General features: G+C 73.6%; 14 protein-coding genes. 7 read left to right on the forward strand and 7 right to left on the reverse strand.

Annotated elements, in window-relative coordinates; translation table 11 throughout:
- Positions 1-44: 44 nt before the first annotated feature.
- The 4 genes from EES41_RS15715 to mscL all read left to right on the forward strand — a co-directional run bounded on the left by EES41_RS15715 (position 45) and on the right by mscL (position 2673).
- Positions 45-371 (forward strand): FmdB family zinc ribbon protein, encoded by a 327-nt coding sequence (locus EES41_RS15715; protein ID WP_123078952.1) that lies wholly within the window; start codon positions 45-47, stop codon positions 369-371.
- Between the two features lie 77 nt (positions 372-448).
- Positions 449-1282 (forward strand): S-methyl-5'-thioadenosine phosphorylase, encoded by an 834-nt coding sequence (locus EES41_RS15720; protein ID WP_123078954.1) that lies wholly within the window; start codon positions 449-451, stop codon positions 1280-1282.
- A gap of 320 nt (positions 1283-1602) precedes the next feature.
- Entirely contained in the window at positions 1603-2016 is a 414-nt protein-coding gene (locus EES41_RS15725) for a hypothetical protein (RefSeq protein WP_367995776.1), read from the forward strand.
- A gap of 138 nt (positions 2017-2154) precedes the next feature.
- On the forward strand, positions 2155-2673 hold the full coding sequence (gene mscL / locus EES41_RS15730; protein WP_123078958.1) for a large conductance mechanosensitive channel protein MscL: 519 nt from the start codon (positions 2155-2157) through the stop codon (positions 2671-2673).
- Position 2674: 1 nt separating this feature from the next.
- Here mscL and EES41_RS15735 read toward each other — a convergent pair whose 3' ends face one another.
- Positions 2675-2932: a hypothetical protein gene (locus EES41_RS15735; protein ID WP_123078960.1), complete on the reverse strand. Its 258-nt coding sequence runs from the start codon at positions 2930-2932 to the stop codon at positions 2675-2677.
- Positions 2933-3084: 152 nt separating this feature from the next.
- On the opposite strand from EES41_RS15735, the gene EES41_RS15740 reads away from it, so the two are divergent.
- Positions 3085-4239 carry a low temperature requirement protein A gene (locus EES41_RS15740; protein WP_254211455.1) on the forward strand — a complete coding sequence of 385 codons (1155 nt, stop codon included), beginning with the start codon at positions 3085-3087 and terminating at the stop codon, positions 4237-4239.
- Positions 4240-4278: 39 nt separating this feature from the next.
- Positions 4279-5580, forward strand: a complete 1302-nt coding sequence (locus EES41_RS15745) for a cytochrome P450 (protein ID WP_123078964.1) — start codon at positions 4279-4281, stop codon at positions 5578-5580.
- Between the two features lie 78 nt (positions 5581-5658).
- On the opposite strand, the gene EES41_RS15750 is transcribed toward EES41_RS15745, so the two are convergent.
- Positions 5659-6153, reverse strand: coding sequence for a DUF5949 family protein (locus tag EES41_RS15750; protein ID WP_123078966.1), 495 nt, complete (start codon positions 6151-6153; stop codon positions 5659-5661).
- A 57-nt stretch (positions 6154-6210) separates the two neighbouring features.
- Positions 6211-6837: a DUF4352 domain-containing protein gene (locus EES41_RS15755; protein ID WP_123078968.1), complete on the reverse strand. Its 627-nt coding sequence runs from the start codon at positions 6835-6837 to the stop codon at positions 6211-6213.
- A gap of 201 nt (positions 6838-7038) precedes the next feature.
- On the opposite strand from EES41_RS15755, the gene EES41_RS15760 reads away from it, so the two are divergent.
- A complete protein-coding gene (locus EES41_RS15760) occupies positions 7039-7464 on the forward strand; it encodes a DUF6299 family protein (RefSeq protein ID WP_164495845.1) in 426 nt (141 codons plus the stop codon).
- Between the two features lie 43 nt (positions 7465-7507).
- Here the strand turns inward: EES41_RS15760 and EES41_RS41430 are convergent, their stop codons facing one another.
- The 4 genes from EES41_RS41430 to EES41_RS15775 all read right to left on the reverse strand — a co-directional run bounded on the left by EES41_RS41430 (position 7508) and on the right by EES41_RS15775 (position 11503).
- Positions 7508-7684, reverse strand: coding sequence for a hypothetical protein (locus EES41_RS41430; RefSeq protein WP_214347213.1), 177 nt, complete (start codon positions 7682-7684; stop codon positions 7508-7510).
- A gap of 100 nt (positions 7685-7784) precedes the next feature.
- Positions 7785-9860, reverse strand: a complete 2076-nt coding sequence (locus tag EES41_RS15765; protein WP_123082488.1) for a SpoIIE family protein phosphatase — start codon at positions 9858-9860, stop codon at positions 7785-7787.
- An 80-nt stretch (positions 9861-9940) separates the two neighbouring features.
- Positions 9941-10186 carry a hypothetical protein gene (locus EES41_RS15770; protein WP_123082489.1) on the reverse strand — a complete coding sequence of 82 codons (246 nt, stop codon included), beginning with the start codon at positions 10184-10186 and terminating at the stop codon, positions 9941-9943.
- Between the two features lie 42 nt (positions 10187-10228).
- Entirely contained in the window at positions 10229-11503 is a 1275-nt protein-coding gene (locus tag EES41_RS15775) for an NAD(P)-binding domain-containing protein (RefSeq protein ID WP_123078973.1), read from the reverse strand.
- Positions 11504-11607: the final 104 nt, after the last annotated feature.

Raw genomic sequence — 11607 nt, forward strand, 5'->3', positions numbered from 1 at the left:
AACGTCGTTAGCACTCATAGAGACAGAGTGCCAGGAGGAAATTCGTGCCGACCTACCAGTACCAGTGCACCGAGTGCGGTGAGGGCCTTGAGGCCGTGCAGAAGTTCACCGATGACGCGCTGACCGTGTGCCCGAACTGCGACGGACGCCTGAAGAAGGTGTTCTCCGCGGTCGGCATCGTCTTCAAGGGTTCCGGTTTCTACCGGAACGACAGCCGCGGCGCCTCTTCGAGCAGCACGCCCGCCTCGAAGCCGTCCTCGGCGTCCTCGACGTCGACCGCAGCCCCGGCCGCCGCTTCGTCGTCGTCCGCGTCTTCGTCTTCGACGGCTGGCTCGTCCGGCTCCGGTGGCAGCTCCAGCTCGGCCGCCTGACCCGACTGTCTCTAGCCGAAGCCCCGCCGCCCCGACCGGGCGGCGGGGCTTCGTGCGTGCCCCGTTAGGGTGGCGCCATGGCGAACGCAGAGATCGGTGTCATCGGCGGCTCGGGCTTCTACTCCTTCCTGGAGGACGTCACAGAGGTCACGGTGGACACCCCCTACGGCCCTCCGAGCGACTCCCTGTACATGGGCGAGCTGGCCGGCCGGACGGTGGCCTTCCTGCCCCGGCACGGGCGCGGCCACACCGTGCCGCCACACAAGATCAACTACCGGGCCAACCTGTGGGCGCTGCGCTCCGTCGGCGTCCGCCAGGTGCTGGGCCCGTGCGCGGTGGGCGGCCTGCGGACCGATTACGGCCCGGGCACGCTGCTGGTCCCCGACCAGCTCGTCGACCGTACGAAGTCCCGGGCGCAGACCTACTTCGACGGCGAGCCGCTGCCCGACGGCAGCGTTCCGAACGTGGTGCACGCCGGCTTCGCCGACCCGTACTGCCCCGTGGGGCGCGAGGTCGCGCTGGCCGCGGCGCGCGGGCGGGAGTGGGAGCCGGTGGACGGCGGGACCATGGTCGTCATCGAGGGGCCGCGGTTCTCCACGCGCGCCGAGTCGCGGTGGCACGCGGCGGCGGGCTGGTCGGTGGTCGGCATGACGGGCCACCCGGAGGCGGTCCTCGCCCGCGAGCTGGGGCTCTGCTACACCTCCATGGCGCTGGTGACCGACCTGGACGCGGGCGCGGAGGTGGGCGAGGGCGTTTCCCACGCCGAGGTCCTGAAGGTGTTCGGCGAGAACATCGGCCGGCTGCGCGAGGTGCTCTTCGACGCGGTGTCGGCGCTGCCGGAGACCGGGGCCCGGTCCTGCCCGTGCGGCCACGCGCTCGACGGATGGGACCTGGGCTTCGAGCTGCCGTAGGGCGGCGCACCGGTCACTCGCGCGGGTGAGCGGGTTGTCCACAGGCTGGGGATCGTCCACAGGCCGGAGCGGGATCCGGCGGGGCGGCGGATCGTGAGGGGTGTCCGGACGCGGGTCCGGACACCGGAACCCGTCCACCCACCCAGCTTGGCGGTGCCCTCATGTCCAGGACCTCCCCTCTGCCCGCTCCCCTCCCTTCCCCCGCTCCCACTCCTCTCCCCGGTTTCCCTGCTTCCCCTGCTTCTACGTGTCCTCCCGCGCGCCCCGTTCCGCTCTTCCCGCCGCTTCGCGTGGGCCGCGCGGGCCGGGGCGGAGACCGCTTGCGGAGGGCCCTGGGGCGTCGGCGGCGGGTCGTGTCGGCCGGGCTGGCCGTCGCGGCGGCGGCCGCGCTGGCCGCCGGCGGGGCGCGGGCGCAGGCCTCCCGGGGCGCGGCGCCGCCGGGCGGGAAACCGCCGCCGCCCGCCGCGGTGCGTCTGGTGTCGGCCCCGGTGCGGATCGCCGACGGGGCGACGGTGCGGCTGCTGCGGCCCGGTGACCGGGTCGATGTGGTGGCGGCCGAGCGCGCCGGACCACCCCGGGTGGTGGCGGTGGCGGCGCGGGTGGCCGAAGTGCCCGCTCCGGAGCGGGAGATGGGGGACGGCGGGGCGCTGGTGGTGCTGTCCGTGCCCCGGGAGACCGCCCGGACCCTCGTGGGGGCCGGCGCGGCGGCCCGGCTGGCGGTGACGCTGTGCTGAGCCGTCGCTCACCGGGTCGAACTGACGCCCAGTCGCGTCCCCTCGGGACGGCGCTCGATTGGACACGCCGGGCCCTGACTGCCGTAGCTTTCGGAACCATTGGCTCCGTGTTCGGCAGATACGAAAAGAGGCTCAGTTGTGAGCAAGCAGAAGGACAGCGTTCTGGCGGGCTTCAAAGCCTTCCTGATGCGCGGCAACGTGATCGACCTCGCGGTGGCCGTGGTCATCGGCGCCGCGTTCACGAACATCGTGAACTCCGTGGTCAAGGGAATCATCGGCCCGCTGGTGGGCGCGGTCGGCACCAAGAGCCTGGACGGCTACTCCTCGTGCCTGAAGGGCCCTTGCGATGTCACCGCGAAGGGGGAGCCGACCGGCGTGAACATCCTGTGGGGTTCGGTGCTGAACGCGACCCTCACGTTCGTGATCACCGCGGCGGTCGTCTACTTCCTGATGGTGCTGCCCATGGCGAAGTACCTCGCCCGGCAGGAACAGCGCCGCAAGGCCAAGGAAGGCGTCCAGGAGACCATGGAGATCACCGAGCTGGAGGTCCTCAAGGAGATCCGGGACACGCTGGTCGCCCAGCGCGTCCACGCGGGCCCGGCGAACGGCCACGGTTACGGCCAGGGCCAGGGGCAGGGCCGCGACGGGGCGTTCTGACTCAGAGGTGGTGCGGCGGCTTCTCGTCGAGGAAGCGGGCCAGGTCGGCGGCGCTCCCGCCGGCGGGGGACCGCTCGCCCCACCCGCGGTCGGTGTCGTCCGAGGACTGCTGGTCCAACGGGTCGTCGAAGACCAGCCTGGGCTTGGGCCTCGGCCGGGGCGCGGCCCCGGGCTTCGGGTCCGCGGCCTTCGGGTCCTTGGGGTCCTGGGAGTCCGTGGGGTCCTGCGGGCCGGAAGCGGGGGTGGGGGCGGTGCTCATACCCCCAGGGTACGGCCGCCCCCTCCCGCAGCTCCGCTCGGCCGGGGGCCCCGGCGTCCGCGCGGGCGGTGTCCGGCACCCGGGCCACACGGCTCCCGGGGAGCCCGCGCGCCTCGGCTGCCGACCGCCGTGCGGCTGCTGTCCTGTGCGGTATGACCTACGTACCGATGACCGCCCGCAGCCGGAGGGAAGGCCACCGGGCCGCGACTCCCCTGGAACTGTTCTTCGACCTCTGTTTCGTCGTCGCGGTGGCGCAGGCCGGCCGGCAGCTGGTCCACGCGCTCGCCGAGGACCACGTGGGCGCCGGCATCACCGGCTACCTGTTCGTCTTCTTCGGCGTCTGGTGGGCCTGGATGAACTTCACCTGGTTCGCCTCCGCCTACGACGTCGACGACGTCCCGTACCGGATCGCGACCCTTGTGCAGATCTCCGGCGTCCTCATCTACTCGGCCGGGATCCCGCGCGCCTTCAACGACAACGACTGGACCGTCGCCGTCCTCGGCTACGTGGTGATGCGCCTCGCGCTCACCGCGCAGTGGCTGCGCGCGGCGGCCGGGGAGCGGGGGGCGGCCCGCCGCTGCGCGCTCATGTACGCGATCGGGCTGGTGATCTGCCAGCTGGGCTGGGTGGCCCTGCTCGCGGCCCCCGAGTCCAGCCGCAGGTGGCTGTTCCTGGTGTTGGTGATGGCGGAGCTGCTGGTCCCGGTCGTCGCGGAGCTCGGCCACCAGACCCAGTGGCATCCGCACCACATCGCCGAGCGGTACGGCCTGTTCACCATCATCGTCCTCGGCGAGAGCATCGCCGCGAGCACCGTCGCCGTGCAGTCCGCCCTCGACGAGCACGAGGCACTGGGCGAGCTGCTGCCCATCGCGGGGGGCGGGCTGCTGATCGTCTTCGCCGCCTGGTGGATCTACTTCGCGGTCCCCGTGCACGACCGGCTGCGCGGCAACCGCGAGGCGATCCCGTGGGGGTACGGGCACTTCGTGATCCTCTCCGCGGCCGCGGCCATCGGCGCGGGCATCGAGGTGGCCATCGAACACGCCGTCGGCAAGACCCACCTCTCGCTGGTGGCCGCCAACCTGTCCGTGATGATCCCGGTCGCGCTCTTCCTCGTCTTCGTCTGGCTCCTGCACTCCCGCCACTTCAAGCGGGGCCTCGCCCAGCAGCTGGTGCTGCCCTGCTCCGCGCTGGCCACCCTCGCCTGCGCCTGGACCGGCTCGCACGCCGTGCTGTGGGCCGGGCTGGTGGCGGCCGCCACCGTAGCCGTGGGCGTGACCTTGGCAGGCCGGACGCGTTTGGGTGCGTGAGGGACGGGGGCCCTGACCCGGCGAGCGGAAGAAGGAACGATGACGGTCCCGGCACAGCGGTACGAGGACGCGGGCACGGCCCCGCACCTCGCGGACCCGGCGTTCTGGCAGCAGTCCCCCGGGGCCCGGCTCGCGGCCTTCGCCGCCCTGCGGGCCCTCGATTCCCCCGCGTACGTGCCCGAGGGGTCCGGCCGCGGGCACTGGGCGCTCGTGCGCCACGCCGACGTGCAGGAGGCGAGCCGGCTGCCCAAGGTGTTCGCGAGCGCGCCCGGGGTGACCACGCCCGAGCCGGCCCGGTGGGTACGGGCGCTGTTCGGGGACTCCATGGTCAACCTGGACGGCGCCGAGCACGCGCAGCTGCGCAAGATCGTGCAGCGGGCGTTCACGCCCCGGCTGCTGGCGGCCGCCGAGGAGGACATCCTCGCGGTGGCCTCCCGGATCGTGGACGACGTACTGGACGGGGAACCCGACGAGTTCGTGTCGGCCGTGGCCTCCCGGCTGCCCCTGGAGGTCATCTGCAACATGATGGGCATCCCGGAGCGCCACCGGGCGGAGATCGCCGACCGGGTCAACCACGCCTCCGAGAACATCGGTGTGGAGCGGGGCCTCGCCTCCCGGCTGCGGATGCCCGGGCGGGGGCTGCGGGCGCTGGCGAGGATGCAGCGGATGGTCGCGGGCATCGGGCGGGAGCGGCGCGCGAACCCGACCGACGACCTGATCTCGGCTCTGGTCACCGCGGATGTGGACGGGCAGGCGCTGAACGCCCGCCAGTTGGGGGCGTTCTTCTCGCTGCTGATGGTGGCGGGCGTGGAGACCACCCGGAACGCGATCACCCACGGGCTGTCCCTGCTGACCGACCACCCCGCGCAACGGGACTTGCTGCTCGGGGACTTCGAGACGTACGCCGACGGCGCGGTGGACGAGATGATCCGGCACTCGACGCCGATCATCCAGTTCCGCCGGACGGTCGCGGCCGAACACGCGCTGGGCGGGCACCTGTTCCACCCCGGCGACAAGGTGGTGCTGTACTACGCCTCCGCCAACCGCGACGAGGCCGTCTTCCCCGACCCGGACGCCTTCGACATCACCCGCTCGCCCAACCCGCACCTGGGGTTCGGCGGCGGCGGACCGCACTTCTGCCTGGGCGCGCACCTGGCCCGGGTGGAGATGAAGGCGCTGTTCCGGGAGCTGCTGACCCGGCCGGTCGGCCTGCGGGCGGTGGGGCTGCCGGATCTGGCGGGCTCCAGCTTCGACAACCGCGTGCGCTCGCTGCGCTTCACCTTCGAGCAGCCCGCGGCGCAGGAGCCCACCGGGTGCCCCGCCCCGCGCCCCGCGCCGTAGAGCGGGCGGGACCGGCCACCGGGCGGGCTGGGGGCCCGGCGGCCGGCTGCCGGAGCGGACGGCAGCCCGCTCGGGCGGCTACTTCTGGAGGCGCTGCACCGTGAGCACGCAGTGCGCGCTGCTGGTGAGCACCTCCTCGTCACCGGCGAACTTCTGCAGGAGCTCCGCGGTCACCGGGCGGCCCGGCACGGCCTCGGGCCAGGCGCGCGTGGCGAACAGGAAGTACGCCTGCCCGCTCTCGACCGCCGCCGCGACCCACTCGTCCGGGGCGGTGCAGGTCGCGTTCAGCCCGGGCAGGGTCAGCGCGATCTGGTTGTCCGCGAGCAGGATCTGCACCGGGAAGGTGGACGCCTTGAGGGTGCCGTCCATGACCACGTCGCCGATGGGCAGGCCGATCTCCTCCAGCAGCCCCCGGGCGGCCGCCTCGCCGGCCTCCGGGCCCTTGGGGCCGTCGCCGAGGGTGTAGGCGAGGAGGTACGGGATGTCGTGGCCGTCGGAGGGGTCGCCGATCCACGCGAGCACCGAAAGGGTGCCGAGCTGGGACCGGTCGATTTCGGCTTGAGTTGAAGTCATGCGCCGCACCCTAGTGCTCTCCCGCCCGGCCCTTTCACGGCCTTTCACCCGGGCGGGCTACACCGCCCAGTATCCCGATCCGGAATTCGCCCTGATGTTCGCGTCCTGGTACTGGAGCCCTACGATGCGGGCGTTTTCCGGGATTTCGAACACGACCCATCCCTCGGCCCGCTCACCGACCTCCAGGGAATCGAAGACGAGCGTTTTGCCGGTCGTCAGTTCACCGGCGGGCACCACCGGATGGCGCTTGCCCGCGCCGTCGAGCGCCCACATGCGACCGAGGGCCCCGTACGAGGCGCCGCCCACGTTGACGAACGACATCGAGGCGGCCACCCAGCGCTTCCCGGCGGGCGCGGCGAAGCCCTTCGCGACGCTGATCGCGGGGTCCACGTACGCGTTGAGCACCGCCTCCAGATGGCGGCCCACCTGGCGGCCGTCCACCCGTACGGAGTCACCCACACGGGCATCCTTCGCGGCGGCCCGCGCCCCCGCCGCCCCCGGGGCCCGGGCGGGGTCGCGCTCCGCGCCACCGCCCGGAACCCCGTCGTCCACCGGGACGGCGGGGATCGCCGCGGGAGCGAGGGCCGCCCCGTCGGGGGCGCTCTGGCAGGCGGTGGCCCCGAACAGCAGGGCCGGGAGGAGGGCTGCGACGGCGAGGACGGGTGCGGAGACGTACTGGCGCATGCGGGATCCCTTCGGGGACCTTCGGGATGTATTCCGGCCAGTCTCACGCGCCCGAGCGGGCAATTGCGCACAACGACACGACCGCGCGGAGCGAGTTGCCGCCCAACTGCCAGCACAATGCGTTCCGGCGGATTCCCGCCACCCGCATTCACCGCATTCACCGCTTCCACCGGAGGAACGATGGGCACGACCGGCCCCCGCATGGCTTTCGCCGCACTGTCCGCCCTGGCGGCCACGACGGTATTCACCGCCCCCGCCGACGCGACCGTTTTCGAGAACCGCATTTCCGTCCGGCAGGACGCCCACATCGGTGACGACGACACGGTCACCCTTTCCGGCACCTACGTGTGCGAGGACCCGTCACCCGTGGGGGTGCAGATCGCGACCGCCCTCGCCCAGGACGGCACCCGCCTCGGCACCACCTCCAAGCGCGAGGTGATCTGCGACGGCCAGGAGCACGAGTGGCAGAGCACCGCCTCGATGCGCTTCACCAAGGGCATCCACGCCGGCGAGGCGCGGGCCGAGGCCCGGCTGGAGGTGGTCCGCGTGGGAAGCGGCCTGATGCCGAGGGCCATCGACACCGTCGCCCAGGACGAGCGGATCGTCGAGCTGTTCGACCACCGCTAGCCGTAGGACGCGGGCCGTGGCGCGGGCCGTCCGGTAGCCGCCGCTACCGGCAGGCGGGCGCCACCCCGGTCATCGACATGAACGCGACCGTCTGGCAGCCGGGATCCGCGTGCGGGCGGCCCGTCGTCCAGTCCACGACCGTCGGCAGCCCGAACACGGACCCGCCCAGCAGGAGCAGCCCCAGGATCCCGGTCACGGCGCCCCTGTTCAGCCGGCGCACGACACGGCCCTTTCGTGCCCGTCCTCGATCTCGATCTCGCGTCTCATGGCCGCATCATCACCCCGACCCCCGCCGCCCGCAACTCGGCGTGACCGGCCGGTCACCCGATGCCGCGGACGCTCCCCGCGGCGTCGAACTCGCACCACACCGCCTTGCCGTCGCCCCGGGACTCCACGCCCCAGTGCGTGGCCAGCGCGTCCACCAGCAGCAGCCCGCGCCCCGTGGTGGCCGACTCCCCCGGGGTGCGCCGCCGCGGCCACACGCTGGAGCGGTCCTTGACCCACAGCCGGATGCGCCGCACCGGCTCCGGCAGCACCTCCATCGTCAGCACGGCCCCGCCGTCGGTGTGCAGCAGGGCGTTGACCAGCAGTTCCCCGGCCGCCAGCTCCACGTCGTCGGCGAGGTCCGGCATGCCCCAGTCGCGCAGGGCCTGGCGCAGCGCGTACCGGGCCTCCGACAGCCCCTCCGGGTCCGCCTGGTGGACGTACTGGTGGATCCGGGGCGCCCGGTGGGTGCCCGGGTCGGGGGCCCGGCGCAGCACCAGCAGGGCCACGTCGTCCCCGGAGCCCCAGCGCTCCCAGAGCCGGTCGGAGAGGTGGTCGGCGAGCGCCCCGGCCTCCTGGGGGCCGCTGCGCACCGCGTGGGCGAGGGCTTCCATGCCCTGGGTGATGGCGGTACCGGGTTCCTCCACGAGCCCGTCCGTGCACAGCACCAGCGTCTCGCCGGGGACCAGGTCGAGCCGGGTCTCGGGGAACTCCTCCTGCTCGAACACGGAGGCCAGCCCGAGCGGCAGCCCGCCGCGTACGTTGGGCCAGCCGGTGCGGCCGTCCGTATGCCGGATCAGCGGGCCCATGTGGCCCGCGCGGACCGCCCGCACCCCGCCGGTCTCCAGGTCCACCTGGGCGTACATGCAGGTCGCGAAGCGTTCGGTGTCCAGCTCGGCGAGGAAGCGGGAGGCCCGGGCCAGCACGGTGGACGGCGGATGGCCCTCCCCCGCGTACGCCCGCAGCGCGATCCGCAGCTGGCCCATGATGGCCGCGGCGTGCGTGTCGTGGCCCTGGACGTCGCCGACCACGATGCCGACGCGGTCGCGGGGCAGCGCGATCACGTCGTACCAGTCCCCGCCGACCTCCCGCCCGCTCCACGCGGAGTGGTAGCGCACCGCGATCTCCCCGCCGGTGATCTCGGGGATCCGGCGCGGCAGCATGGCCGCCTGCAGACCGGTGGCGAACTCCCGCTCCTGGTCGAAGAGCAGCGCCCGCTGGAGCGACTGGGCGACGATGCCGGCGAGGCCCAGGCACAGGTTGCGCTCCTCGGGGCTGAACTCGCTGCGCCGCCGGTAGAAGAGCACCAGCCCACCGATGGCCTTGGCCTGCGCGATCAGCGGGAGGTAGGCGGCCGCGTCGAAGCGGATCCGCTCCAGGTAGTCCGTGAGCAGCGGGAACTCGGCGACCAGTTCGGCCCGCGAGGTGACGAAGCGGGCCTTGCGGGTGATGACCGCCTGCGAGAGCGGCAGCGTGCCGTCCAACCGGGTGAACCTGCGTTCGCCGAGGATCTCCAGGGACTCCCCGCTCAGCGCGATCATCTTGATGGCGCCGTTCTCGACCAGCCCCAGGGCCAGCCCGTCCGCGCCGAGCCGCTCCAGCGCGCCCGCGCCCGTCAGGGCGGCCGTGACGTCGTCCACCGTCACCGCCCGGGAGAGGGCCTCCGTGGTGCGCTGCACGATCGTGGCCTGCTGGGCCCGCGCGTTCTCCAGCTTCCGCAGCAGGGTGGCGTGCTCCAGCTCCGCCGTCGCGTCCCGGACGATGCCCACGATCCGCCGGGCGGTCCCGTCGGGGTCCCGCAGCACCCGGCCCTGGGTGTGCGTCCACTGGTCGCGGCCGTCGCGCCGGTGGACCGTGAAGTACGAGCCGTACGAGTCCTCGTCGCCGTCGAGGACCTCCAGCACGTGCCTGGAGAGCCGTTCGCCGTCAGCGGGCGGAATCCGCAGGCCCAGGCCGTCCGGGGTGTTGTCGAACTCCTCCGGCTCCAGGTCGAACACCGCCAGGCCGGCCGTGTCGAGCAGCAGGGTCCCGGTGCCCAGGTCCCACTCGAAGCTGCCCATGCCGTTCAGCGCGAGCCGCTCCCCGGGCCCGGTCAGGGGACCCGGCCCGGCCAGGGGACCCGGCCCGGCCAGCGGGCCGTGCCCGGTTACCGGCCCCTGCCGGCCCGTGTCCGGTCTGTCGTGCTCCGCCGCTGCCACGAGACACACACCACCTAACGGCCGGGCCAGCACGGCTGGGAGATCAGCCGCTCCCACTCCTCGTCAGGATGCCCCGGAAGGGTGCGACCGGCCTCCCGCCAGCGCTTGACGAGGGAGAGATAGATCGTGGGCTGGTCGCCGGGGTGGAAGGCCCCGGCGACGGGCGGCGGGTGCGCCGCGGACCTGGCCCGGGCGGGCTGTTCCGTACGGCTGGCGGGAATGCGTACCCAGCCGTGGCCCTGTGCTCTCTCCGCACCCATCACGGACCCCTCTCACCGCCGGAACCCCTACCGCTGGCGCGGCTACGTCATCGGCTGCCTCGGGTGCCCGGCGGGCGCCCGGTCGGACCGGGCACCACCGCTGGAGCCCGGCAGCGGGCCCCGGGCGCCGAGGCGGCCCAGGACTCCCTTCACCAGTCTCCCCGCCGTGAAGCCCGCGCCGTGTACGAATCGCATGGAAGGGCCGAATGAGGGAGCCGTCAGCAGCCCCGCGAAGAACAGCCCGGGCCACGAGGACTCGAATCCCGCGTCCAGCTCGGGCGTCCCGGCGCCCCCCACCGTCCGCAGCGCGGACCGCAGCCCCGCGTCGAGGAAGGCCAGGCGCCCGAGGTCCGGGCTGAAACCCGTCGCGGCGATCACATGGTCCGTGTCCAGTACGACGGACTCCCCGGCCGGCGACTCCAGCTCCAGCCGCGTCCGCTCGCCCAGCGCCACCGCCCGGTGCAGCCGGTGCCCCAGCAGCACCGGCACCCGCCGCTCGAACCGGTCCCGCAGCCACCACGCCCCGGCGGGGCCCAGGGCGGAGGCCGCGATCCGCTCGCGGGTGGCCGCGGGCAGCCTCCGTACCGCCCAGGGCAGCTCCGACCAGACCCAGCTGCGCCAGCCGGTGCCGAGCCCGCTGTGCGGCTCGCGCAGGGCGCGCAGCACCGGCCGCTCCAGGGGCTGCGGGACGGTGTTCCAGTTCAGCCGGGCCCGGCGGGCGACCAGGGCGGGCCGCGCCCCGTTCTCCGCGAGCAGGGCGGCGGTCTCCAGCGCGGCCTGCCCGGCCCCGAGCACGGCGACGTCCCGGCCGGCGAACCGGGACAGGTCCCGGTGGCCGCTGCTGTGCGAGTAGTGGCCGGGCGGGAGCGCGCGGAGCGCCTCGGGGTGGTGGACGAACGGCATCACCCCGACGGCGAGGGCCACCGTACGGGCGAGCAGCGGCGGCCCCTCGGCGGTACGGATCCGGAATCCGTCCCCCTGCGGGGTGACCTCGGTGACGGTGACCTCCTCGACCTCGGGCGCGGCCTGCCGGGCGAACCAGAGCCCGTACGCGCTGAACGTGCCGATCGGCAGCGGAGTGCCGTGTTCCGCGGCGATTCCGAGGGTGGCGCAGTAGGACGCGAGGGTGTGGCGCCCGTCGGGCGCGGACAGGTTGGACGACCAGGGCTCGGACTTGAGGTACATCCCCTCGGGCATGTGGTCCCGCCAGGCGGCCATGGGCCTCCCGAGCAGCCGTACGTGAAGCCCTGCGGCCGCCGCGTGGGCGGCGATCGACAGCCCGTACGGGCCCGCGCCGACCACCACGAGATCGTCCATCCGCGTCACCGCTGTCCCTCCAGTCGTATGGATCCTGTGCCGTGCCCGACCCCGGCGGTACGGGACCACAGGGGCCCCTCTCACTCCGCCGGGATCCCTTCCCG

The sequence above is a fragment of the Streptomyces sp. ADI95-16 genome, from assembly GCF_003721495.1.
Taxonomy (GTDB): Bacteria; Actinomycetota; Actinomycetes; order Streptomycetales; family Streptomycetaceae; genus Streptomyces; species Streptomyces goshikiensis.